The organism is Enterobacter cloacae complex sp. I2 (assembly GCF_014896205.1).
Taxonomy (GTDB): Bacteria; Pseudomonadota; Gammaproteobacteria; order Enterobacterales; family Enterobacteriaceae; genus Enterobacter; species Enterobacter quasihormaechei.
This window is the reverse complement of sequence record NZ_JADBRA010000015.1, coordinates 59,122-83,586: the sequence shown is the minus strand read 5'-3', so window position 1 is coordinate 83,586 and position 24,465 is coordinate 59,122. Positions and strand designations below refer to the sequence as shown.

Below are 24,465 nucleotides of genomic sequence, written 5' to 3'. Positions count from 1 at the left end.
AGAAAGGCTTAATTCAGGCACTGCGTTGATAACGATTTTCATTTAGATTTATGCGTGAAAATATCGTTAAGAAATATAAGTTAATTAACAGGGAAGATATAGCATCGGCTATATTGCGAACAAAAAAATTACGCAATATATAGCCGAAGCTATAATTTTAACTCATTGAGTTTTAACAAGTAATCTGTAAATCTTTTCCAGGTCATCAATATTTTTAACCCGAATGAGCAGGCGGCGTTGTTCTAATTGCATCACCAGCACCCCGTCCTCGGATAAATTCATCTCTTTAATACGGTTATATTCTATCCAGACATTGGCGAAGAAGAATCCCTGTTTTTTAAAAATGAGTTTTGGCGAGCGGATCCAGAACAGGTAAATCGCCATTAATGCCAGCGCACATAATAACCATGTGGTTAATATTGCACCGTGGCTGGTCACGTTATTGTAAATCAGAATGACCACCAGCCCGGCGAAGATGAATGCATCAATGCGTCCACGGCGTAAGAGGGGAAGGGTCAGCAGCGTCTCGCCGTGGCGGCGAGGCATAATGAACTCGTCATAGATCGCGTAAGCCAGAAGGGCAACAATAAACAAAACCAGTACGGTGTCCGTGACAGTCATTCATCCTCCAGATAAAAAGACCGGGGGCAAGCCCCCGGTCGGTAACGCGTTTTATTACAGACCCAGCAGGCCGACGGCGTAGCCCGCGATACCGATGACGAAGAAGCCAACGATGATCCACAGCGGGTTTACTTTCTTACGCAGCAGCCACATGCAGGCAAAGGTTAACAGCAGCGGTACCAGGCCCGGCATCAGCTGGTCCAGAATGGTCTGCACGGTGGTAACGCGCGTCTGACCATCCTGACCGGTGATGGTCGATACCACCAGTGGGATGTTCACGTGCGTCCACTTGTTAACCAGCGCCCCCATCACAAACAGGCCGAGAATTGACGCCCCCTCGGTCAGTTTTTGCAGGAAGCCGCCGCCCATATCCTTAACGATATCCACCCCTTTACGGTAGCCGTACGCCACGCCGTAGTAACGGGTCAGCAGACGCACCGCGTTAAACAGGATGAAGAACAGCAGCGGACCAAGCAGGCTGCCGCTCATGGCAATACCGGCACCCAGCGCCGCAAACACCGGACGCACGGTTCCCCAGAAGATAGGGTCGCCCACGCCTGCCAGCGGCCCCATCAGACCGACTTTGATACCGTTGATGGCACCATCGTCAATCTCAGCCCCGTTCGCACGCTGCTCTTCCATCGCCAGCGTTACGCCCAGAACAGGCGCCGCGACGTAGGGATGGGTGTTGAAGAATTCCAGGTGACGCTTAATTGCCTGACGGCGCGCTTCGTTGTTTTCCGGATACAGGCGTTTGATTGCCGGCACCATGGAGAAGCAGAAGCCGAGCGCCTGCATACGTTCGAAGTTCCATGAACCCTGAAACAGGTTAGAACGGATGAACACGCCACGAATATCACCCGGAGTGAGTTTTTTCTCAGTGGTAGTTTTTGTCATATCAACCATTTCGCTCACCTGTTAGTCCAGTTCGTTATCGAGATCGTTGTTACCAGCAGCCTGCGCAGGGGCACCCGCGACGCGGTTGTATTTCGGGCTGAGCTGGATATAAAGAATTGCCATCACCGCGCCAATCACGCCGAGCGCAACCAGGTTGAAGTTGGTGAACGCAGCGGTAACGAAGCCGAGGTAGAAGAATGGCATCAGGTAGCCCGCGCGCATCATGTTGATGACCATCGCGTAACCGACCACCACGATCATGCCGCCGGCGATGTTCAGACCGCTGGTGACCACTTCAGGGATGGCGTTCAGCATGCTCTGAACTTCGCTGGTCCCCACGGAGATCGCCACGATAACCGCCGGGATCGCGATACGCATCGCTTGCAGGAACAGGGAGGAAACGTGGATCCAGGAGAGCGCCGTAAGGTTGCCGTTTTCGGCTGCCTTATCCGCCGCGTGCTGGAAGGCCACGGTGATAGTACGAACGATGATGGTCAGTACCTGGCCCGCAGCGGCCAGTGGGATAGCCAGCGCGATACCGGCACCAATACTCTGGTGACCGGCGATAACCAGAACGGTTGAGATAATGGACGCCAGGGCGGCATCTGGCGCAACGGCTGCACCGATGTTCATCCAGCCGAGGGCGATCATTTCCAGCGTACCACCGATAATGATACCGGTTTTCATGTCACCGAGAACGGCGCCAATCAGCGTACAGGCCACCAGAGGACGGTGGAACTGAAATTCATCAAGTACGGATTCCATACCCGCAATACATGCGACGATGAACACCAGTACAATTTGAAGAGTAGTAATCTCCATTGCACTTCTCCTATTACATAAGCTTTATATGAAAAACCGGCCCGGGCTTATTTCCCCACTTTGCCGATCAAATCCATCATTTTCAGTTTCTGATCCGTGGAAACCTTACGGGCTTCCAGTTCGATACCGCGGGCATTCAGCTTATTGAAGGCCTCAATATCTTTCGCATCCACTGAAATCGCGTTATTGACCTGCGTTTTGCCCTGACGGAATGCCATACCGCCAATGTTAACGGAGGTGATTTTCACGCCGCCTTCAACAAGGCGTTCGACGTCTGTCGGGTTGGTGAAGAGAAGCATCACGCGTTCGCCCGCATATTTCGGGTTGTTGTAAACGCGGATCATTTTGGCGACATCCACGACGTGCGCGGTAACGCCCGGCGGTGCAACCTGGGTAAGAAGTGTTTTGCGGACAGTGTCAGCGGCCACTTCGTCACTGACCACGATAATGCGTTGTACGTTTGTCTCTTTGGTCCAGCGTGTCGCCACCTGGCCGTGGATCAGACGGTCATCAATACGCGCAAGGCCGATAACCATGTAATCGTTCGGACCCATTGGCTTCGCCGGTGCAGCGGCCTTTGGTGCAGCAGGGGCAGGGGCGGGTTTTTCAACCGGCTGTGCTTTCAGCGCCTTAACGCCTTCGCGACCGGTTTCCACCGCCAGCGCCACCAGCTCGTCAAAGCCTGGGTTGTCGTCACGCGCCATCAAGGTTTCCACCAGCATCGGGATATTCACCCCGGCGACGACTTCATAATGCTCTTTATCGACGACAATGCGGCTGGCAGCGTTGAACGGGCTGCCGCCCCATGTATCAACGAGAAACAGCACGCCTTTGCTGGTATCCAGCTTCTCAAGCTGAGCAGTGTATTTTTCAATCAGCGTCTCGGCGTTTTCACCGGGAACGAAATCGATCCAGCCGACGTTTTCCTGCTCGCCTAACAGCATCTCTGCCGTTTTGAGTAACTGCTCCGCAGCCCAACCATGTGTGCCTATGACAATAGCAATGGTCACTTGCTACCTCCTATTATTATCATTTATACGTCTGCCAGGCAGGCGTACTGAGAATCGTATTGGCGAACCGAATCGATTCAGATAAGGGTTAGAGTTCTAAAAAACCAAGACTTCCGCGAATTATTTTAGATAGTGAAAAAATAATTTATGTGATGAAGATCCGTAATTTAGCTACGCATTACAGATTTTTCTAAAAGATAAACCGCGTGTGTTACAGAAGTTTGCAAAGGAACGTAAATCTTTGCTAAATACCAATTGTCTCTGATATGTTTAGCGTCCGTTTAATTATTCAGGAGTATAGGGCTACAGCCCACTATATGGACCGTCACCGACGTCAGTCATCTTCCAGGCCATCCCGCGCCTTATTCACCGGCGATCTTCGCCACGCATCGACTCTCATTTCCTTTGAACTGCCCGAAATCAGCGGGGCACCGTTTTGTCATTCCTTTAGCAGGAGCGTGTCATGGAATTCTTAATGGACCCGTCAATCTGGGTAGGACTGCTTACGCTGGTCGTGCTGGAGATCGTTCTCGGTATTGATAACCTGGTGTTTATCGCCATCCTGGCGGACAAGCTGCCGCCGAAACAGCGTGACAAAGCCCGTCTGATCGGCCTCTCGCTGGCGCTGATCATGCGACTGGGCCTGCTCTCCGTGATCTCGTGGATGGTTACGCTGACGAAGCCGCTGTTCACCGTGATGGATTTCACCTTCTCCGGTCGCGATTTGATCATGCTGGTGGGGGGGCTTTTCCTGCTGTTCAAAGCCACAACGGAGCTGCATGAACGGCTGGAAAACCGGCAGCACGACGGTGGACACGGTAAAGGCTATGCCAGCTTCTGGGTCGTTGTTCTTCAGATCGTGGTGCTTGATGCGGTCTTCTCGCTGGATGCGGTGATTACGGCGGTCGGCATGGTGAACCATCTGCCGGTGATGATGGCGGCGGTTGTGATTGCGATGGCGGTAATGCTGCTGGCCTCGAAGCCGCTGACGCGTTTCGTCAACCAGCATCCGACGGTAGTGGTGCTGTGTCTGAGCTTCCTGCTGATGATTGGTCTGAGCCTGGTGGCAGAAGGTTTTGGCTTCCATATTCCGAAAGGCTACCTGTACGCCGCGATTGGCTTCTCGATCTTAATCGAGCTGTTTAACCAGATTGCGCGCCGTAACTTTATTAAGCAGCAGTCGAATCAGCCGCTGCGCGCCCGTACCGCCGATGCGATCCTGCGCCTGATGGGCGGCCGTCGCCAGGTGAACGTGCAGGCGGACAGCGAGAACCGCAACCCGGTTCCGGTGCCGGAAGGCGCGTTTGTGGAAGAAGAACGCTATATGATCAACGGCGTGCTTTCGCTGGCCTCCCGCTCCCTGCGCGGCATTATGACGCCGCGCGGAGAAATCAGCTGGGTGGATGCCAACCTGAGCATCGACGAAATTCGTCAGCAGCTGCTCTCCTCGCCGCACAGCCTGTTCCCGGTCTGTCGGGGCGAGCTGGATGAGATCATCGGCGTGGTGCGCGCGAAAGAGATGCTCGTGGCGCTGGAAGAGGGCGTCAACGTCGAGGCCGTTGCGGCCGCGTCGCCTGCCATCGTGGTGCCGGAGACGCTGGATCCGATTAACCTGCTGGGCGTGCTGCGTCGTGCCCGCGGCAGTTTTGTTATCGTTACCAACGAATTTGGTGTGGTACAGGGTCTGGTCACGCCGCTTGACGTGCTGGAAGCGATCGCAGGTGAATTCCCCGATGCGGATGAAACGCCGGAAATCGTTGCCGACGGTGACGGCTGGCTGGTGAAAGGTACCACCGATCTGCACGCGCTCTCGCACACGCTGGGCGTTGAAAACGTAGTCAATGACGATGAAGACATCGCCACCGTGGCAGGGCTGGTGATTGCCGTTAACGGACAGATCCCGCGTGTCGGTGATGTGCTGGAGCTGCCGCCGCTGCAAATTACCATCGTTGAAGCCAACGACTATCGCGTTGATATGGTGCGTATTGTTAAAGAGCAGTCTGCACACGACGAAGAAGAGTAACGCTTGCTAGCGTAACGGCAATAACGGCACGATGTGTCCATTGTGACGGGCTGGCGGAGAGGCACTTTCCGCCAGCCATGTCGGAAACTCCCGCAGCGGCATTGGTCGCGCATACAAGAATCCCTGCAAAATGTGTACGCTGTGACGGCGCAAATAGCGCGACTGCTCCTCGGTTTCAACCCCTTCCGCAACCAGTTCTATATTCAGCCGCTGGCCCAGCGCAATAATGATATCCGTGACCGTTGAGTTCACGGCGTCGGTGTCGATCGCGGTGGTGAAGGATTTATCAATTTTCAGCACGTCCGGACGCAGCTTTTCAAGCCACGAAAGTGAGCTATTGCCGGTACCAAAATCATCAATCGCAAGTTTCACCCCTTTACGGTGCAGCTCGCGCACGATGCGGTAATCCACATCAAGCAACGCATCGCGTTCAGTTAACTCCACAATCAGCTGCTGAACCGGATTGGCGTTAAACCAGATGCGGTTGAGATCCCGGATCAGCGCAGCGCGGCGAAAATGGCTGGCGGCCACGTTAATGCCGATATGGAAATCGCGCGAGGCCGGGAAATAGCCTATCTGCCGCACCGTTTCGCTGATGACGTAGCGGGTAAGCGGAACAATCAGGTTATGTTCTTCGGCCAGAGGGATAAAGACATCGGGTGAGATCCATCCCTGACGCGGGTTATTCCAGCGCAGAAGGATCTCGACGCCGACGCACTCCCGCGTGCGGGCATTCATCAGCGGCTGGCAGAAGAGTTCAAACTCCCGGGCGGCAATCCCCATATTGATTTCCCAGGTGAAACTGATGCGCCGCGCCGTGGCGAGCCAGACGATATAGCCCATCAGTAAGCTGAGCATCAGCGCCAGCGGCAGCTGAGTGGGCAGATTCCTCAACGCCATTTCGCCTGGCCCCGGGCCGCTGACCGTGACGCTGAAGGGATACCGCTGCGACGACTGTTCCAGCAGGGAGGCGTGTTCATCGAAGGTCAGCGTATTCGTGACCTGTTGCCCGTCGCGGAGAAAATTATCGCCCACCTTGAGGACAACGTCGGTAATCAGCGGCCGCTGCGGCTCAAGGATCATTTTGGTGATGAGATCGATATTCACCACCTCCATCACCCCATCCTTGCTCCGGCCCGCCACGGGGGACCACTGGATCAGCACCGGGCTGCCCTTTAACAGCCACCGGTCGGTCAATAACAGCAGCCTGGGATCGCTCGCCGGCAGGATCGGGTGAAATTCGCTGACGGGAACATTACGAATGCCGAACACGCTTGAGCAATACAGCGTGCCGTCTTTTACAAGGGCGATTGAGCGTACGGTTTGCAGAATCGCCGCCTGTTTTCGCAGGACAAGATTCACCTCGGAACAGGGTTCACCCACCAGCGCGATGAGGGTTTCACGGTGGGTTTCCAGGGACATCAGCACCTTGTCCAGCGCGCGGACGGTGCTCTGAGCGAAGTCCTGGATCCGATCCTGATTTATGTTGCGCTGTGAAATAAAGCGAATGCCCAACGTCAGGACGAGCGTCATGAGCGCAACCGTGACGCAGACGATAACGCGTTTTCGGCGATAGTCTTTAATGATCGTTTGTGCAGTTTGCATGAACGGTCGCCTGTTAAGCACCGGCCGGAAGAGCCAGACGCAACAGTGACAGTGTAGTGGGGATTACGTGAAGCGACGAGATGAGAGGAGAAAATTCGCCCATCCGTTGTGGATGGGCGAAAGGAAGGATTAGTCGCACTGCACCTTAATGGCCAGACCACCGCGGGAGGTCTCGCGGTACTTCGCATTCATGTCCTTGCCGGTTTCGTACATGGTTTCGATAACCTTATCCAGCGACACGCGGGGCTCGCTGGTGCGGCGCATCGCCATGCGCGAGGCGTTGATGGCCTTAACGGAGGCGATGGCGTTACGCTCAATGCACGGCACCTGCACCTGGCCGGCAACCGGGTCACAGGTCAGACCGAGGTTATGCTCCATGCCGATTTCCGCCGCCACGCAAACCTGCTCAGGGCTTGCGCCCAGCAGCTCCGCCAGTCCCGCTGCCGCCATGGAGCAGGCAACGCCCACTTCACCCTGACAGCCCACTTCCGCACCGGAGATAGAGGCATTCATTTTGTACAGCGCGCCGATGGCGCCTGCCGCGAGGAAATAACGGATGTAGATGTCCGGCGTGACGGGCTCGATAAAGTGATCGTAGTAGGCCAGCACCGCCGGAACGATACCGCACGCGCCGTTGGTCGGCGCGGTCACCACGCGGCCCCCTGCGGCGTTCTCTTCGTTCACCGCCAGAGCAAACATGTTCACCCAGTCAACCACGTTCATCGGGTCGTTGGAGAATTTGTCCGTGGTGACCAGCATACGGCGCAGCGCAGATGCACGGCGCGGCACGCGCAACGGGCCCGGCAGAACGCCTTCGGTGTTCATACCGCGATCGATACAGGCGCGCATGGTTTGCCATACGTTAGCAAAATAGTCTTCGATCTCTTTTTTGCTGTGCAGCGCCAGCTCGTTCTTCATCACCATGCCGGAGAGGGACAGACCGGTCTCTTTGCAGTAGCCCAGCATTTCGGTGGCGGATTTGAACGGATAGGGCACATTGACGTCGCCCGCGCTCTCTTTACCAAAGTGTTCTTCGTCAACGATGAAGCCACCGCCGATGGAGTAGTAGGTTTTGCTGTAGATCTCTTTTTCGCCGTTCCAGGCGTGGATGGTCATGCCGTTTTCGTGCAGCGGCAGGTTGTCGCTGCGAAAACGCATCCCGTCATCCTGCGGGAAGTCCACTTCATGCTGACCGTTAGCCAGCAGCAGGCGTCCGCGCGTTTCCACGTCGCGGATAAATGCCGGAATGGCATCAATATCAACAGTGTCCGGCATGTTGCCCGCCAGACCCATAATAATGGCGATATCGGTGTGGTGGCCTTTACCCGTTAATGACAGTGAACCGTAAACGTCTACGGCGACACGGGTAACGCTTTCCAGTAATCCTTTTTCGACCAGATCATCGACGAACTGTTTACCGGCCTTCATCGGCCCTACAGTGTGGGAAGAGGACGGGCCAATCCCCACTTTGAACATGTCGAATATACTAATCACTTTCACACTCCTGACAGGGTTACTGGGGTTCCAGTAACGATGTTATAACTGCGCATAGTGTAAGAGGGAACACCAACCTCGGCTTAACTATTCACATGAATTAAACTAATGGTTAACGATGGTTTTGCTAATAGCGCGACGCCGATCGCAAACCTGCCAGAAAAGGGTGGAATGTAAAGTATAGTCAAGGCTTCAGGCCGATTTGCAGCGCCAGTTCACGAATAATGCCTGCCGTCATGCCCCAGACAAAATAATGCTGATACCACGATAGCCAGACCCGATGATCGTGCCCGCGACGGTGAATATCCAGCGGGTGATAGCGACCCAGACGAAGGGCCTCTTCAAGCGGCATTTCGAACACAGCTGAAACTTCATCGACGCTGGCGTGATATTGAAGATCGGGCGGAATAATGCCGACCACCGGCGTGACCTGAAAACCGGTGACGCTGTCGACCGGCGGCAGCACGCCGATCACCTCCACCGCTTCCGGGGGGATCGCCACTTCCTCATGCGCCTCGCGCAGCGCGGCGGCAATCAGGGAAGCATCGGTGCTGTCCACCGCGCCGCCGGGAAACGCAACCTGACCGGCGTGTTTTCGCATATGCGGTGCGCGCTGGGTAAGCAACAGACCCGGCTGTTCACGACGCACTACCGGGATCAGCACCGCCGCCTGACGTTGATTCAACGTGGCGCGGTTGACCTGGGGCCGCAGAAGCTGAAAGCGCGACAAAAAATCATCCAGCGTCAGGTTTTCTTTCTTCACCGTGAGTTCTCCAGTTGTTTCAGGATACGATTCACTTTATCAAACGTTTCCTGATATTCCGCCCCGGCCTGGCTGTCGGCCACAATGCCACCGCCTGCGGAGCAGTACAGATTCCCGTCGCAGGCGGTGAGCGTGCGAATGGCGATGCTGGTGTCCATGGTTCCGCACAGGCTCACATAGCCGATGCTGCCGCACCAGGCGTTGCGTCGATGGGGTTCCAGTTCGTCGATAATCTCCATCGCGCGCACCTTTGGCGCGCCGGTGATGGAGCCTCCCGGAAACGCGGCGCGGAGCAGATCGCAGGCGGTGCGCGAGGACGGCAGACGGGCGGTAATGGTGCTGACAAGATGATGCACCGCCGGGAAAGGCTCCACGATAAACAGCTCCGGTACGCGCACGCTGCCCGGCTCGGCGACGCGACCAATGTCATTGCGCATCAGATCGACAATCATCAGGTTTTCGGCACGGTCTTTGGGCGAGGCAGCCAGCTTCTGCGCCTGCTGACGGTCTGCATCCGGATCGGCAAGGCGCGGCAGGGTGCCCTTGATTGGGCGGGTCTGAATCGTTCCTTCCGCCAGATGGATAAAACGCTCGGGCGAAAGGCTGAGGATCGCGCCGCGCTCCAGGCGTATAAACGCGCTGAACGGGGCCTTGTTGCTGGCATTGAGGCGAATAAACGCCTGCCATTCATCCCCCCGGTATGCTGCCTGGAAGCGCTGAGCCAGGTTCACCTGATAGCAGTCGCCGCTTTGCAGATACGCCTGCACGCGGGAGAATTTTTCCGCGTATTCCATCGCGCTCATGTTTGAGCGCCAGCCGGAGGTCAGCATAAACTGCTCCGTTACGGCGGGCCGTTGCGCCTCAAGCCAGGCCAGACGCGCCTGCACGTCACGGTGGCTCAGCAGGGATACCGTCTGTTTACGGTGATCCACGATCAGCGCCCAGTCATACAGCCCCACCGCCATATCCGGCAGGGCAATATCCGCCTGCGCTAACTCGGGCAGCTTTTCGAATCGACGACCCAGATCGTAACCAAACAGCCCCAGCGCGCCTCCCTGGAAAGGAAGGTCCGGGTTCGGCGTGGCGGATAAGCCCAGCGCGTTAATCTCCTGCTGAAGCCGCAGCAGCGGATCGTCCGTTGGCGACAGCTCAGCGGTCGTCAGCGTTTTCACCGGATCGGCCACCAGAATATCAAAACGGCTGTAAGGGTGAACCGCATGGCCTGAGTGCAGCAGCATGGCAAAAGGAAGATGGCTCAGACGGGCAAACCAGAACTCGGCGGCGTCCGTACGCCAGGGCAAGGTAATAACAATGGGGAAGCGCATGTTCATGTATGGCATACTACCGGGCAGCGTGAAATAATTAGCGCGAATAATTTAGCAGGAGTTAACGATGTTTGCAGGTTTACCTTCTCTCAGCCATGACCAACAGCAGAAAGCCGTTGAACGTATTCAGGAGCTGATGTCCCAGGGGATGAGCAGCGGACAGGCGATTTCCCAGGTCGCGGAAGAACTTCGCGCCACCCATACCGGTGAGCGTATCGTGGCGCGTTTTGAGGATGAAGAAGAAGAATAACCGGCTTACACTGCCGCGATAATCTTGATCTCAACTTTGTATTCCGGTTTCATCAGCGTGGCCTGTACGGTGCAGCGTACAGGCGCGTGACCTGCCACGACCCACGCATCCCAGGCTTTGTTCATCGCCGCGAAATCGTCTTTATTCGCCAGAAAAATGGTCGCATCCAGAATGCGGGATTTATCGCTGCCCTGTTTTTCCAGCACAGCATCAATTTGCGCCAGGGTGTTCGCCGTCTGCTCGAAGGCGTCCGCGTCCAGATTGGCAGGGACACCGGTGTAGTAAAGCGTCTGGTTATGGATCACTACATCAGACCAGCGGGCTTCGGCATCAATGCGCGTAATTGTCATAAACGTATCCTCGTTATCTTTCGTCGTCAGGCGGCAAGACTGCCATAATGTTCCGCCGTCGTCACTATTTGGGGTGGCACCGGAGAGAAGGGGCTGACATAATCCCTGTGCAAAAATACAGTGAGAGAACACCGTGGCAGACGATTTTTCCCCAGAAGGTCAGTTAGCACAGGCTATTCCCGGTTTTAAACCGCGTGAACCCCAGCGTCAGATGGCGCATGCCGTCGCGCACGCTATCGACAAGGCGCAGCCGCTGGTCGTGGAGGCCGGAACCGGTACGGGGAAAACCTACGCTTACCTCGCCCCTGCGCTGCGGGCGAAAAAGAAGGTGATCATCTCTACGGGGTCGAAAGCGCTCCAGGACCAGCTCTACAGCCGCGACTTGCCCACGGTGGCGAAAGCGCTGAAATACAAAGGGCGTCTGGCCCTGCTGAAAGGGCGCTCAAACTACCTGTGCCTGGAGCGTCTTGAACAGCAGGCGCTGGCCGGCGGAGATCTGCCGGTACAAACCCTGAGTGATGTGATCGTCCTGCGCGCCTGGGCCAACCAGACGGAGGAGGGGGACATCAGCACCTGCGCGAGCGTGCCGGAAGACTCCCCGGCCTGGCCGCTGGTGACCAGCACCAACGACAACTGCCTCGGCAGCGACTGCCCGCTGTACAAAGACTGTTTTGTGGTGAAAGCGCGTAAAACAGCGATGGATGCCGACGTGGTGGTGGTGAACCATCACCTGTTTCTTGCGGATATGGTGGTCAAGGACAGTGGATTTGGCGAGCTGATCCCGGAGGCAGAGGTGATGATCTTCGATGAAGCCCACCAGCTTCCGGACATCGCCAGCCAGTATTTTGGCCAGTCGCTCTCCAGCCGTCAGCTTCAGGATCTGGCGAAAGATATCACCATTGCCTATCGCACCGAACTCAAAGATACCCAGCAGTTGCAGAAGTGCGCGGACCGCCTGGCACAATGCGCGCAGGATTTCCGCTTACAGCTTGGCGAGCCGGGCTATCGCGGCAACCTGCGTGAACTGCTGGCAGACAAAAATATCCAGCGCGCGCTGCTGCTGCTCGATGATGCCCTTGAGCTCTGCTACGACGTGGCGAAGCTGTCACTGGGCCGTTCCGCCCTGTTAGACGCTGCCTTTGAACGCGCCACGCTCTATCGCGGGCGGCTGAAACGGCTGAAAGAGATCAACCAGCCGGGGTACAGCTACTGGTACGAATGCACCTCCCGCCACTTCACCCTGGCGCTGACGCCCCTGACCGTTGCCGACAAATTCAAAGAGGTGATGGCGCAAAAGCCCGGCACCTGGGTCTTTACCTCGGCCACGCTGTCGGTGAATGACGATCTGCATCACTTTACCGAGCGCCTCGGCATTGAGCAGGCTGAATCTCTGCTTCTGCCGAGCCCGTTCGACTACGAAAAACAGGCGCTGCTGTGCGTGCCGCGCAATCTGCCGCTGCCTAACCAGCCGGGGGCCGCGCGCCATCTGGCTGCCATGCTGAAGCCGATGATTGAGGCCAACAACGGGCGTTGTTTCATGCTGTGTACATCCCACGCCATGATGCGCGATTTGGCCGAGCAGTTCCGCGCCACCATGACGCTGCCGGTGCTGTTACAGGGAGAAACCAGTAAAGGCCAGCTGCTCCAGCAGTTTGTCAGCGCCGGTAATGCCCTGCTGGTGGCGACCAGCAGCTTCTGGGAAGGGGTGGACGTGCGCGGCGATACGCTCTCGCTGGTGATTATCGATAAGCTGCCGTTCACATCCCCGGACGATCCGCTCCTGAAAGCGCGCATGGAGGATTGCCGTCTGCGCGGGGGCGATCCGTTCGACGACGTCCAGCTGCCGGATGCGGTCATTACGCTTAAGCAGGGAGTAGGGCGACTGATCCGCGACGTCACCGACCGCGGCGTGCTGGTGATCTGCGATAACCGCCTGGTGATGCGCCCCTACGGCGCGACCTTCCTTGCCAGCCTGCCGCCCGCGCCGCGCACGCGGGATATTAAACGCGCGGTCCGCTTCCTGGCGAACCCAACGGCGGAGTAATTCTCGCCGGAGTGTGTTAAGATGCGCGCCATTTTGTGACTGACCCTTGCGAGAGCGCGACGACCAATGCGAATTCTGGCTATTGATACCGCAACAGAGGCGTGTTCCGTTGCCCTGTGGAACGACGGTAAGACCTTTGCCCATTTCGAAGAGTGCCCCCGGGAGCATACCCAGCGTATTCTCCCCCTGGTAAAAACCATTTTGACCGAGGGCAACGCCGCCCTGACCGACCTCGACGCGCTGGCCTATGGCCGTGGCCCGGGCAGCTTTACGGGCGTGCGTATCGGGATTGGCATTGCGCAGGGGCTGGCGCTGGGCGCTGACCTGCCGATGATCGGCGTCTCCACGCTTGCCACGATGGCGCAGGGCGCCTGGCGTATGACCGGCGCTACCCGCGTGCTGGCTGCCATCGACGCCCGTATGGGAGAAGTGTACTGGGCGGAATATACCCGTAATGAAAACGGCGTCTGGCACGGCGAAGAGACCGAGGCGGTGCTCAAGCCCGAAGCCGTGACTGAGCGCCTGAAGCAGCTCTCCGGCGAGTGGGCGACGGTGGGAACCGGCTGGCCGGCATGGCCTGAGATGGCGAAGGAAACCGGTATTACGCTGGTGGACGGCAACATGCTCCTGCCCGCCGCAGAAGATATGCTGCCGATTGCCCGTCAGCTGCTTGACGCAGGCAAAACCGTGGCAGTTGAGCACGCTGAACCCGTTTATTTACGAAACACCGTCGCGTGGAAGAAACTTCCAGGCCGCGAATGAATCTCAGTAACAGGAACTGAGAAAAAGGAGTCGCATCATGGCGGTTCAGACTAAAGTTGTACGCCTTCTTATGGCAGGCGTTGTTGCCATAGCACTGAGCGGTTGCGTCACCGTTCCTGATGCGATCAAGGGCACCAGCCCGACGCCACAGCAGGATCTGGTACGCGTGATGAACGCCCCGGAGCTCTATGTCGGGCAGGAAGCACGATTTGGCGGCAAGGTGGTTGAGGTCGTTAACCAGCAGGGTAAAACCCGTCTGGAAATCGCCACCGTTCCGCTGGACGACGGCGCGCGGCCGATTCTGGGTGAAGCCTCGCGCGGGCGGATCTACGCTGACGTCAGCGGCTTCCTCGATCCGGTTGATTTCCGCGGACAGCTGGTGACCGTCGTCGGGCCGATTACCGGTTCGGTAGCAGGTAAAATCGGCAATACGCCGTACAAATTTATGACCATGCAGGTCAACGGCTACAAGCGCTGGCGTATCGCCCAGCAGGTGGTGATGCCGCCACAGCCTATCGATCCGTGGATGTGGGGCCCTCATCCGTACCGTTACGGCTACGGTGGCTGGGGCTGGTATAACCCCGGTCCTGCACAGGTACAAACCATCGTAACTGAGTAACTTCCTGTTATTTATAGTAAAGAGACAGCGGCTCAGCCGCTGTCTCTGTTTTTTTACGCTTAAAACGAAAAAAAAGAGTGACGCGCTTCGCAACCTGTAATCTGAACAATTAATAAACTGGTACGCTGAGTTAATATAATGTTAACAAACTGTTTATTATCGGGGCTGTGATGACGACGAATACTCATTTCAGAGGTGATGCATTGAAAAAGGTTTGGCTTAACCGTTATCCCGCGGATGTTCCTGCGGAGATCAATCCTGACCGTTATCAATCCCTGATTGAATTATTTGAACACTCGGTACGGCGCTATGCCGACCAGCCCGCATTTGTGAACATGGGCGAAGTGATGACCTTCCGTAAGCTGGAGGAGCGTAGCCGGGCGTTTGCGGCCTATTTACAGGAGGGACTGGGGTTGCAGAAAGGGGATCGCGTCGCGCTGATGATGCCAAACCTGCTGCAATATCCGGTGGCGCTGTTCGGGATCCTCAGGGCAGGGATGATCGTTGTTAACGTCAACCCGCTTTATACCCCGCGCGAGCTGGAACATCAGCTGAATGACAGCGGTGCGGCGGCGATTGTGATTGTCTCCAACTTTGCCCACACGCTGGAAAAAGTCGTTGAAAGAACCCAGGTTAAGCACGTCATTCTGACGCGCATGGGCGACCAGCTCTCTACCGCGAAAGGTACGCTGGTCAACTTTGTCGTAAAATACGTTAAGCGCCTGGTGCCGAAATACCATCTGCCGGATGCCATCTCCTTCCGCCGCGCGCTGCATGCGGGCTATCGCATGCAGTACGTCAAGCCTGAAGTGGTCTCAGAGGACCTGGCCTTCCTGCAATACACGGGCGGCACCACCGGCGTGGCGAAAGGGGCGATGCTGACCCACCGCAACATGCTGGCGAACCTGGAACAGGTTAACGCCACTTACGGGCCGCTGCTGCATCCGGGCAAAGAACTGGTGATCACCGCGCTTCCGCTGTATCACATTTTTGCGCTGACCATGAACTGCCTGCTGTTCATCGAGCTGGGCGGCCAGAACGTTCTGATTACTAACCCGCGCGACATTCCGGGGCTGGTCAAAGAGCTGGCGAAATACCCGTTCACTGCCATGACCGGCGTGAACACGCTATTTAACGCTCTGCTCAACAATAAAGAGTTTCAGCAGCTGGATTTCTCCACGCTGCACCTCTCTGCGGGCGGCGGGATGCCGGTTCAGCAGGCGGTTGCCGAGCGTTGGGTCAAACTCACCGGGCAGTATCTGCTGGAAGGCTATGGCCTGACGGAGTGCGCCCCGCTGGTCAGCGTTAACCCGCATGACATCGACTACCACAGCGGCAGTATCGGCCTGCCGGTGCCGTCAACGGAAGCCAAACTGGTGGACGATGAGGGTAACGAAGTGCCTCACGGCGAGCCGGGCGAGCTGTGCGTAAGAGGGCCGCAGGTGATGCTGGGCTACTGGCAGCGCCCGGATGCCACGGACGAGATCATCAAAGACGGCTGGCTGTACACCGGCGACATCGCGGTGATGGACGACGAAGGCTTCCTGCGTATCGTCGATCGCAAGAAAGACATGATCCTCGTTTCCGGTTTCAACGTCTATCCGAACGAAATCGAAGACGTGGTGATGCAGCACAGCGGCGTGCTGGAAGTGGCAGCGGTGGGCGTTCCTTCCGGCAGCAGCGGGGAAGCGGTGAAGATATTTGTGGTCAGGAAAGATCCTTCTCTTACCGAGGAAGCGCTGATAACGTTTTGTCGCCGGCAGCTGACGGGCTATAAAGTGCCGAAGCTGGTGGAATTCCGCGATGAGCTGCCGAAATCCAACGTCGGGAAGATATTACGACGAGAATTACGTGACGAAGCCCGCGCCAAAGTGGACAATAAGGCCTGAGCTTCACGTTAATCGCCCAGACGCCGGTTAAGCCGGCGTTTTTTATGGGCGCAAACAAAAGAGAGTCCGATTTGAATTACCAGATGATCACTACCAACGACGAGCTGGCTTCGCTGTGCGAGGTGACGCGTGATTTTCCCGCTATCGCCCTGGATACGGAATTTGTCCGCACCCGCACGTACTACCCGCAGCTGGGCCTGATCCAGATGTATGACGGCAAGCACGTGTCGTTGATTGACCCCCTCGGCATCACCGACTGGGCGCCGATGCGCGCGCTGTTGCTCGATACCGCCGTGACCAAATATCTGCACGCCGGCAGTGAAGATCTGGAAGTGTTCCTCAATACCTTTGGCATCATGCCGGAACCGCTGATTGATACCCAGATCCTCGCGGCGTTCAGCGGTCGCCCGCTCTCCTGGGGCTTCGCCGCGATGGTGGAAGAGTACACCGGCCTGACGCTGGATAAGAGCGAATCGCGCACGGACTGGCTCGCGCGCCCGCTGACCGCGCGTCAGCTTGAATATGCCGCGGCGGACGTCTTCTACCTGCTGCCGATTGCCGGCCAGCTGATGAAAGAGGCGGAGGCGTCCGGCTGGCTGTCTGCCGCGCTGGATGAGTGTCGCATGACGCAGCAGCGTCGCCAGGAAGTGGTCGACCCAAAAGACGCCTGGCGTGATATCACCAACGCCTGGCAGCTGCGCACGCGTCAGCTGGCCTGCCTGCAACTGCTGGCGGACTGGCGCCTGCGTAAAGCGCGCGAGCGCGACCTGGCGGTTAACTTTGTGGTGCGCGAAGAGCACCTGTGGGCGGTAGCGCGCTATATGCCGGGCAGCCTTGGCGAGCTGGACAGCATTGGCCTTTCCGGGAGCGAGATCCGCTTCCACGGTAAAACGCTGCTGGCGCTGGTGGAAAAAGCCCAGCAGGTGCCGGACGACGCGCTGCCAGAGCCGCTGCTTAACCTGATGGATATGCCGGGCTACCGCAAGGCGTTCAAGGATATCAAAGCGCTGGTGCAGACGGTGGCGAGCGAAAGCAAGCTGAGCGCGGAGCTGCTGGCTTCACGTCGTCAGATTAACCAGCTGCTGAACTGGCACTGGAAGTTGAAACCGCAAAATGGTTTACCGGAACTGGTCGCCGGATGGCGGGGGGAACTGATGGCAGAACGCCTGAACACCTTGCTGGAAGGGTATCCGCGCTAAAGAAGTATAACCCCGGTAAGCGCAGCGCCACCGGGGAAATTGCCGGGCGGCGCGATGCTTGCCCGGCCTACGATACGACGAACCGCAAACGGTTTAACGCGACTCTTCCGCTTCCGGAAGCGTCACGTTCAGCTCCAGAATCGAAATATCCCCGTCTTTTTGCTCCAGCTGAACGGTGACCATTTCCGGGTCAATCTGCACGTACTTGCAGATCACTTCCAGAATATCTTTGCGCAGCTGCGGCAGGTAGTGCGGTTCGGCGTCGCTACGACGACGCTCCGCAACGATAATTTGCAGACGTTCTTTTGCGATGTTGGCGGTGCTTTTTTTCCGCGAGAGAAAAAAGTCCAGTAATGCCATAACTTATCCTCCGAACAGGCGTTTGAGGAAACCTTTCTTCTCTTCTTCAATGAAGCGGAAAGGACGTTCTTCTCCCAGCAGACGGTCAACGGTATCCGCATACGCTTTACCCGCGTCTGCCTGTGTATCCAGAATCACCGGCTCGCCCTGGTTAGAGGCGCGCAGTACGGACTGATCTTCCGGGATCACGCCAACCAGTTTGATGCGCAGGATCTCCAGCACGTCTTCCATGCTCAGCATGTCACCTTTATTTACGCGGCCCGGATTGTAGCGGGTCAGCAGAAGGTGCTCTTTGATCGGCTCCTGGCCATTTTCCGCACGACGAGATTTCGACGCCAGAATGCCGAGAATACGGTCGGAGTCGCGTACTGACGAGACTTCCGGGTTGGTGGTGATGATGGCTTCATCCGCGAAGTAGAGCGCCATCAGCGCGCCGGTTTCGATACCGGCAGGGGAGTCGCAGACCACGAAGTCGAACTCCATCTTTTTCAGTTCGTCGAGCACCTTTTCCACGCCTTCACGGGTCAGCGCGTCTTTGTCACGGGTCTGGGACGCCGGGAGAATGTAGAGGTTCTCGGTGCGCTTGTCTTTAATCAGCGCCTGGTTAAGCGTGGCATCGCCCTGAATGACGTTGACGAAGTCATACACCACGCGACGCTCGCAGCCCATGATCAGGTCCAGGTTACGCAGACCGATATCAAAGTCGATTACGACGGTTTTCTTTCCCTTCTGGGCCAAACCAGTAGCGATGGCCGCGCTGGAGGTGGTCTTGCCAACGCCTCCTTTACCCGAAGTCACAACAATAATGCGTGCCATAGAAATTCCTTGTTAAAAGGGATCAATTTAACGGTTGAACGGTCAAAGCGTTGTCTGCCAGTTGCAGACGGGCCGCTTTGCCATAAAATTCGGCTGGGATTTTGTCGCTCAGCCAATATTCACCTGCGATAGACACGAGTTCTGCCGTCAGGTGAGTACAAAAAATTTGTGCTTCTCGATCGCCGCTGGCGCCCGCAAGCGCACGCCCTCGCATCATACCGTAAACGTGAATATTGCCATCCGCAATCAGTTCCGCGCCCGCGCTGACGTGGCTTGTAACAATCAGATCACAGTTTGGCGCATAAATGCGCTGACCGGAACGAACCGGCAGATCAATCAATCGCGTTTTTGTGACTGGGGTTACATTTTGCGCCGGAGGCGGGGGAGCGGGAACGGGTGCAGGCGCTGCACGTGGGGCCTTTTCTTTGCCTTCGTTCAGCAAAGGCAAACCTGCGCGGTCAATTTCGGCTTTCAGTTCAGCGTCTTTGCAGCCGCTAATACCCACGATGCGTAAGCCCGTAGAGGTGACGGCCTGCTGGAGTCGCTTCCAGTTAACCGGACCCTCAAGGTCGCTTACGTTGACGACGACAGGAGCATGCTTAAGAAAAGCGGGAGCCTGCGCGATTTTGTCTTCTAACGCCTGACGAATAACCTCGGGTTTTGCATCATGCAAATGAACCACTGATAAGGTGAAGCTACTGCCTTTAAGCTCGATGGGCGTATTTGACATCCTGGCCTTACTCAATTTGCTATTAACCGCAACACATCGCCGCGATATTCCGAAGAGTATCAGGCATGTTATAGTCAGGAGTATATTGAGGCAAGCAACCACCCGTTAATTCAGAGTAAAAACATGTTTTGTGTGATCTACAGAAGTACGAGCCGCGACCAGACCTACCTTTATGTCGAAAAGAAAGACGATTTTTCCCGCGTGCCTGAGGAATTAATGAAAAGTTTTGGCCGACCACAGCTGGCGATGCTTCTGCCGCTGGACGGCCGCAAGAAGCTGGTGAACGCCGATCTGGAAAAAGTCAAAAAGGCGTTGACCGAACAGGGCTATTATTTACAGCTTCCGCCACCGCCGGAGAATTTATTAAAACAGCATCTTGAGATGAGCGGAAAGAAATAAGCCCGGGTCACGCCGGGAACAACCCATCAACCGATTAGGGGTCGAGCATGTATCAACATCATAACTGGCAAGGTGCATTACTGGATTATCCCGTCAGCAAAGTGGTCTGCGTAGGCAGCAACTATGCAAAACACATTCAGGAGATGGGGAGCGCCGTGCCGGAAGAGCCGGTTCTGTTTATTAAGCCAGAAACTGCACTGTGCGATATTCGCCAGCCGCTGGCTCTGCCGCAGGGACTGGGCTCGGTGCATCATGAAGTGGAGCTGGCGGTGCTGATCGGCGCCACGCTGCGTCAGGCCACCGAAGAGCACGTAGAGAAAGCGATTGCGGGTTACGGTGTTGCGCTCGACCTGACGCTGCGCGACGTTCAGGGCAAAATGAAGAAAGCGGGGCAGCCTTGGGAAAAAGCCAAGGGTTTTGATAATTCATGCCCGATTTCCGGTTTCGTTCCGGTGAGTGAATTTACCGACGACCCGCAGAATACGCCGCTCAGCCTGAAGGTCAACGGCGAGATCCGCCAGCAGGGCTCGACCGCCGATATGATCCATAAGATCGTTCCACTGATTGCCTACATGAGCCGCTTCTTCACCCTGAAACCCGGCGATGTGATCCTGACCGGCACCCCCGAAGGTGTGGGCCCGCTGCACGCTGGCGACGAGCTGGACGTCAGTTTTAACGGCCTGTCGCTAAAAACCCGCGTGCTGTAAAAGCACCTTGCCGCCTGAAAAGGGCGGCAAAACTTGCATCAACGTGCCAGACTCGTTATAAGGTGCGCTCTATTTTGACGTATGGACATCCCGATGAACGATATTCCTTTCTGGCAAAGCAAAACGCTCGACGACATGACCGACGCGGAGTGGGAATCGTTGTGTGACGGCTGCGGACAGTGCTGCCTGCATAAGCTGATGGATGAAGATTCGGACGAAATCTATTTCACCAACGTAGCGTGCAAGCAGTTAAACATCAAAACCTGCCAGTGCCGCAACTACGAGCGCCGTTTCGAATATGAGCCGGACTGCATCAAGTTAACCCGTGAAAACCTGCCGACCTTTGAGTGGCTACCGCATACCTGTGCGTATCGCCTGCTGGCGGAAGGAAAGGATCTGCCTGCGTGGCATCCCCTGCTGACGGGGTCGAAAGCGGCGATGCACGGCGAACGTATTTCTGTGCGCCATATTGCGGTGAAAGAGTCAGAGGTGCGGGACTGGGAAGACCACATCATGAATCATCCCAACCGCTGATAATAAAAAACCCGCCGAGGCGGGTTTTTTATTATGCGCTGTTGTGTCGTGTGGCGCTGCGCTTACCCGACCTACAAAACCGTAGGCCCGCGCAAGCGAAGCGCCGCCGGGCACATTAACGCCCAAAAAGATCGCGTTTTTTCGGTCTGAACGGCTGGGCAATCAGCACCAGCAGCGCCACCACGAAGTAGGCGACAAAAATGCCCACCAGCCATTGCGGCATCTCCAGCGTCAGAAACTCCCACTGGCGTACGGAGCAGTCACCGGAGGCAACGAACACCTGCGGCAGCCACTTATCCAGCGGCAGCCAGCCCGGGAAGCGGGCCGCAAAATCGCAGGTCATAAACGGTGACGGATGAAGCTGCATCTGGGTGTGCTCCCAGGAAAGCGCAATCCCTTTCCAGGCGCTGTACAGCCAGATGGCAATCGCCGCATAGCGTAACGGTGTTTTGGGTGCAATTGCACCGACCAGACCCGCGCCCATAATGCCGAACAGCGCACAACGCTCATAAATACACAGTACGCAAGGTTTCAGCCCCATCACATGCTGAAACCACAGCGCGACCATTTCCAGCGCAAAGGCGGTCAGGGCCATCAACAACCACGCTCCGCGACCGCGTGAGCACTGGTTCAAAAATCGCAACATAATCATTTCCCTGGAACATGCTTAGACAGCGCAGTGTAAACGAATTTTAATGCGCCGCAAGTATACCTGCTTGTAACAACCATTGCGTACAGGGAACGAGAGTAATTTTGATGCACAGCAAACCAACCAGGGTAAGCACCAGCGTATACGGCAGCGCCATCCAGACCATTCTTCCATAAGAAAGCCGTATGAGCGGCGCCAGCGCCGAGGTCAGCAGGAAGAGGAATGCCGCCTGACCGTTCGGGGTTGCCACCGAGGGCAGGTTGGTTCCGGTGTTGATCGCTACCGCCAGCAGCTCAAACTGTTCACTGCTGACGATCCCTTGTTCCATCGCGGCTTTGGCCTCATTGATGTATACCGTCCCGACGAAGACGTTATCGGAGATGGAAGACAACAGACCGTTAAACAAATAGAACAGCGTAAGCTGCGAATCTGGCGTAGCCTGAAGCACAAAAGCGATAATGGGCGCGAACAGATGTTGGTCAATAATCACCGCCACAACGGCAAAAAACACCGCCAGCAGGGCGGTAAACGGCAGCGCTTCGGTAAAGGCTTTACCGATAGCATGTTCATCCGTTACGCCGCTCAGGCTGGTTGCCAGAATAATCACCGACAGGCCAATGAGCCCCACTTCGGCAAGGTGCAAGGCCAGCGCAGCGATAAGCCACACGCCGATCAGACCCTGTGCAATCAGGCGCAGCGTCTCCTGACGCGTACGCTGTTTGCGGCTCTGCTCGTCAAACTTTTGCAGCTCATGGCGGACCTGATCGGGCAACGTCGCGCCATAGCCAAAGAGGTTAAATTTCTCAACCAGCACGCAGGTCGCTAATCCACAGACCAGCACGGGCACGCTGACCGGCGCCATGCGCAGGAAAAATTCGCCAAAATGCCACCCGGCGGCTTTAGCGATGATCAGGTTTTGCGGCTCCCCGACCATGGTCATCACGCCGCCCAGCGCCGTACCCACGCCCGCGTGCATCATCAGGCAGCGCAGAAACGCGCGGAACTGCTCCAGCACGTCGCGGTTGTGCGCCTCAACGTGGCTGTCGTCCTGCAAGTTATCGCCGGGACGAGACGAGGCCACCCGGTGGTAAATTCCGTAAAAACCGACGGCGACGCTGATCACTACCGCCACCACCGTCAGCGCGTCCAGGAAGGCTGAAAGGAAAGCCGCGGCGAGGCAAAACGCCAGCGAGAGAAGCGTTTTAGACGGAATGCTCAGCAGCAAGCGGGTAAAGATAAACAGCAGGAGCTGCTTCATAAAGTAGATCCCGGCCACCATGAAGATCAGCAGCAGCAGGACTTCAAGATTCGACGCAATCTCGTTTTTAACGTGCTCCGCGCTGGTCATTCCCGTGGCCACGGCCTCCAGTGCCAGCAGCCCGCCGGGCAATAGCGGATAGCACTTCAGCGCCATCGCCAGGGTAAAGATAAACTCGGCGACCAACAGCCATCCGGCAACAAAGGGATTCAGCAAGAAGATAACGGGATTAACGACCAGGAATACCAGTAAAGTGAGTTTGTACCAGTCAGGTGACTGACCTAAAAAGTTGCGCCATAGCGCGCGCCCAAACGAAATTTCCACGACAGACGTCCTTTCCCCGTCAAATAAGACAAGACATCAGTATACGCAAAAATGGCGTTGGTGAGGGCGTTAAAGCCATTTTGTAAATTTCATAAAAATGAAACGGCGATCCCTCTTTTCTGTCTCGGCTGCGCTATCTGCCTCTGTCCGCCTCTGGTATGATGAGTGCAATTTGCTAAAGCTGTGTAATGGAAATCTCACTATGGTCATTAAGGCGCAGAGCCCGGCGGGTTTCGCGGAAGAGTACATCATTGAAAGCATCTGGAATAATCGTTTCCCTGCGGGATCAATTCTACCTGCTGAACGCGAACTCTCTGAACTGATTGGCGTCACCCGTACCACGCTGCGAGAAGTGCTCCAGCGTCTGGCGCGCGATGGCTGGTTGACGATACAGCATGGCAAACCCACTAAGGTGAACAACTTCTGGGAAACGTCCGGGCTGAATATTCTGGAAACGCTGGCGCGTCTCGACCACGAAAGCGTACCGCAGCTGATTGATAATCTGCTTTCGGTGCGCACCAACATCGCTACTATTTTTATCCGCACCGCGTTTCGTCAGCACCCTGAAGATGCGCTGAAGGTGCTCGCCACCGCTAATGAGGTGGAGGACCATGCGGATGCCTTTGCAACCCTGGACTACAACGTGTTCCGCGGGCTGGCGTTTGCCTCCGGCAATCCGGTTTACGGCCTGATCCTGAATGGGATGAAAGGGTTATATACGCGCATTGGTCGTCACTACTTTGCTAACCCTGAAGCCCGTAGCCTGGCGCTCGGCTTCTACCATAAGCTGAGCAAACTCTGCACCGAGGGGCTGCACGACCAGGTCTATGAAACGGTGCGTCGTTACGGTCACGACTCCGGTGAAATCTGGCACCGGATGCAGAAAACGCTGCCGGGCGATCTGGCGATTCAGGGCCGGTAAAAGAAAAAACCTCTCGATTGAGAGGTTTTTTTTCGCCGGGTGGCGCTACGCTTACCGGGCCTACAAAACCCGTAGGCCGGGTAAGGCGTAGCC

At 56.4% G+C, this 24,465-nt stretch carries 25 protein-coding genes; 11 read left to right on the top strand and 14 right to left on the bottom strand.

What is annotated here, in order from left to right; translation table 11 throughout:
- Nucleotides 1–162: 162 nt before the first annotated feature.
- The 4 genes from IM300_RS14385 to manX are packed head-to-tail and all read right to left on the bottom strand — an operon-like array spanning nt 163 to nt 3,350.
- Nucleotides 163–621: a DUF986 family protein gene (locus tag IM300_RS14385; RefSeq protein ID WP_063449620.1), complete on the bottom strand. Its 459-nt coding sequence runs from the start codon at nt 619–621 to the stop codon at nt 163–165.
- A 54-nt stretch (nt 622–675) separates the two neighbouring features.
- Nucleotides 676–1,527, bottom strand: coding sequence for a PTS mannose transporter subunit IID (locus tag IM300_RS14380; protein ID WP_006810994.1), 852 nt, complete (start codon nt 1,525–1,527; stop codon nt 676–678).
- 12 nt (nt 1,528–1,539) lie between these two features.
- Nucleotides 1,540–2,340 (bottom strand): PTS mannose transporter subunit IIC, encoded by an 801-nt coding sequence (manY, locus tag IM300_RS14375; RefSeq protein WP_063868486.1) that lies wholly within the window; start codon nt 2,338–2,340, stop codon nt 1,540–1,542.
- A 47-nt stretch (nt 2,341–2,387) separates the two neighbouring features.
- On the bottom strand, nt 2,388–3,350 hold the full coding sequence (gene manX / locus IM300_RS14370; protein ID WP_063868487.1) for a PTS mannose transporter subunit IIAB: 963 nt from the start codon (nt 3,348–3,350) through the stop codon (nt 2,388–2,390).
- A 463-nt stretch (nt 3,351–3,813) separates the two neighbouring features.
- Between manX and yoaE the strand changes: the two genes are divergently transcribed.
- Nucleotides 3,814–5,373 (top strand): CNNM family cation transport protein YoaE, encoded by a 1,560-nt coding sequence (gene yoaE, locus IM300_RS14365; protein ID WP_193037059.1) that lies wholly within the window; start codon nt 3,814–3,816, stop codon nt 5,371–5,373.
- A gap of 6 nt (nt 5,374–5,379) precedes the next feature.
- On the opposite strand, the gene IM300_RS14360 is transcribed toward yoaE, so the two are convergent.
- From IM300_RS14360 to pabB, 4 genes are all read right to left on the bottom strand, one after another.
- Complete coding sequence (locus IM300_RS14360) at nt 5,380–6,978, bottom strand: EAL domain-containing protein (protein ID WP_193037057.1); 1,599 nt, start codon at nt 6,976–6,978, stop codon at nt 5,380–5,382.
- A 129-nt stretch (nt 6,979–7,107) separates the two neighbouring features.
- Nucleotides 7,108–8,472, bottom strand: coding sequence for an L-serine ammonia-lyase (gene sdaA, locus IM300_RS14355; RefSeq protein ID WP_006810990.1), 1,365 nt, complete (start codon nt 8,470–8,472; stop codon nt 7,108–7,110).
- A 184-nt stretch (nt 8,473–8,656) separates the two neighbouring features.
- A complete protein-coding gene (locus IM300_RS14350; RefSeq protein WP_063868489.1) occupies nt 8,657–9,235 on the bottom strand; it encodes a CoA pyrophosphatase in 579 nt (192 codons plus the stop codon).
- A complete protein-coding gene (gene pabB / locus IM300_RS14345) occupies nt 9,232–10,566 on the bottom strand; it encodes an aminodeoxychorismate synthase component 1 (RefSeq protein WP_193037098.1) in 1,335 nt (444 codons plus the stop codon). The genes IM300_RS14350 and pabB overlap by 4 nt, the downstream gene beginning before the upstream one ends.
- A 61-nt stretch (nt 10,567–10,627) precedes the next feature.
- On the opposite strand from pabB, the gene IM300_RS14340 reads away from it, so the two are divergent.
- Entirely contained in the window at nt 10,628–10,810 is a 183-nt protein-coding gene (locus IM300_RS14340) for a YoaH family protein (RefSeq protein ID WP_193037055.1), read from the top strand.
- A gap of 5 nt (nt 10,811–10,815) precedes the next feature.
- Here the strand turns inward: IM300_RS14340 and IM300_RS14335 are convergent, their stop codons facing one another.
- Nucleotides 10,816–11,160 carry a RidA family protein gene (locus IM300_RS14335; protein ID WP_003859927.1) on the bottom strand — a complete coding sequence of 115 codons (345 nt, stop codon included), beginning with the start codon at nt 11,158–11,160 and terminating at the stop codon, nt 10,816–10,818.
- A gap of 133 nt (nt 11,161–11,293) precedes the next feature.
- Between IM300_RS14335 and IM300_RS14330 the strand changes: the two genes are divergently transcribed.
- The 5 genes from IM300_RS14330 to rnd all read left to right on the top strand — a co-directional run bounded on the left by IM300_RS14330 (nt 11,294) and on the right by rnd (nt 17,673).
- A complete protein-coding gene (locus IM300_RS14330) occupies nt 11,294–13,204 on the top strand; it encodes an ATP-dependent DNA helicase (RefSeq protein WP_023303884.1) in 1,911 nt (636 codons plus the stop codon).
- 66 nt (nt 13,205–13,270) lie between these two features.
- Nucleotides 13,271–13,966: a tRNA (adenosine(37)-N6)-threonylcarbamoyltransferase complex dimerization subunit type 1 TsaB gene (gene tsaB, locus IM300_RS14325; protein WP_193037053.1), complete on the top strand. Its 696-nt coding sequence runs from the start codon at nt 13,271–13,273 to the stop codon at nt 13,964–13,966.
- 37 nt (nt 13,967–14,003) lie between these two features.
- Nucleotides 14,004–14,585 carry a Slp family lipoprotein gene (locus IM300_RS14320; protein WP_063449611.1) on the top strand — a complete coding sequence of 194 codons (582 nt, stop codon included), beginning with the start codon at nt 14,004–14,006 and terminating at the stop codon, nt 14,583–14,585.
- 203 nt (nt 14,586–14,788) lie between these two features.
- Nucleotides 14,789–16,474, top strand: coding sequence for a long-chain-fatty-acid--CoA ligase FadD (gene fadD / locus IM300_RS14315; protein WP_129741659.1), 1,686 nt, complete (start codon nt 14,789–14,791; stop codon nt 16,472–16,474).
- A gap of 83 nt (nt 16,475–16,557) precedes the next feature.
- Nucleotides 16,558–17,673, top strand: coding sequence for a ribonuclease D (gene rnd / locus IM300_RS14310; protein WP_146748973.1), 1,116 nt, complete (start codon nt 16,558–16,560; stop codon nt 17,671–17,673).
- Nucleotides 17,674–17,766: 93 nt separating this feature from the next.
- Here the strand turns inward: rnd and minE are convergent, their stop codons facing one another.
- The 3 genes from minE to minC are packed head-to-tail and all read right to left on the bottom strand — an operon-like array spanning nt 17,767 to nt 19,579.
- A complete protein-coding gene (gene minE, locus IM300_RS14305) occupies nt 17,767–18,033 on the bottom strand; it encodes a cell division topological specificity factor MinE (RefSeq protein ID WP_003859937.1) in 267 nt (88 codons plus the stop codon).
- A gap of 3 nt (nt 18,034–18,036) precedes the next feature.
- Entirely contained in the window at nt 18,037–18,849 is an 813-nt protein-coding gene (gene minD / locus IM300_RS14300) for a septum site-determining protein MinD (RefSeq protein ID WP_063449608.1), read from the bottom strand.
- A 22-nt stretch (nt 18,850–18,871) separates the two neighbouring features.
- Complete coding sequence (gene minC, locus IM300_RS14295; RefSeq protein ID WP_063868495.1) at nt 18,872–19,579, bottom strand: septum site-determining protein MinC; 708 nt, start codon at nt 19,577–19,579, stop codon at nt 18,872–18,874.
- A gap of 123 nt (nt 19,580–19,702) precedes the next feature.
- Here minC and IM300_RS14290 point away from each other — a divergent pair, with 123 nt between their 5' ends.
- From IM300_RS14290 to IM300_RS14280, 3 genes are all read left to right on the top strand, one after another.
- Nucleotides 19,703–19,978, top strand: a complete 276-nt coding sequence (locus IM300_RS14290; protein WP_063449606.1) for a YcgL domain-containing protein — start codon at nt 19,703–19,705, stop codon at nt 19,976–19,978.
- A gap of 47 nt (nt 19,979–20,025) precedes the next feature.
- Nucleotides 20,026–20,685 (top strand): fumarylacetoacetate hydrolase family protein, encoded by a 660-nt coding sequence (locus tag IM300_RS14285; protein ID WP_063449605.1) that lies wholly within the window; start codon nt 20,026–20,028, stop codon nt 20,683–20,685.
- Nucleotides 20,686–20,778: 93 nt separating this feature from the next.
- The gene (locus tag IM300_RS14280) at nt 20,779–21,219 is read left to right on the top strand and encodes a YcgN family cysteine cluster protein (RefSeq protein WP_063449604.1); all 441 of its coding nucleotides are present in this window, start codon (nt 20,779–20,781) and stop codon (nt 21,217–21,219) included.
- A 115-nt stretch (nt 21,220–21,334) separates the two neighbouring features.
- Here the strand turns inward: IM300_RS14280 and dsbB are convergent, their stop codons facing one another.
- Together dsbB and nhaB are read right to left on the bottom strand one after the other, a co-directional pair.
- Nucleotides 21,335–21,865, bottom strand: a complete 531-nt coding sequence (gene dsbB / locus IM300_RS14275; RefSeq protein WP_063868496.1) for a disulfide bond formation protein DsbB — start codon at nt 21,863–21,865, stop codon at nt 21,335–21,337.
- A 46-nt stretch (nt 21,866–21,911) separates the two neighbouring features.
- Nucleotides 21,912–23,450 (bottom strand): Na(+)/H(+) antiporter NhaB, encoded by a 1,539-nt coding sequence (gene nhaB, locus IM300_RS14270; protein ID WP_063868497.1) that lies wholly within the window; start codon nt 23,448–23,450, stop codon nt 21,912–21,914.
- Between the two features lie 202 nt (nt 23,451–23,652).
- Here nhaB and fadR point away from each other — a divergent pair, with 202 nt between their 5' ends.
- Nucleotides 23,653–24,372, top strand: coding sequence for a fatty acid metabolism transcriptional regulator FadR (fadR, locus tag IM300_RS14265; RefSeq protein ID WP_003859951.1), 720 nt, complete (start codon nt 23,653–23,655; stop codon nt 24,370–24,372).
- Nucleotides 24,373–24,465: the final 93 nt, after the last annotated feature.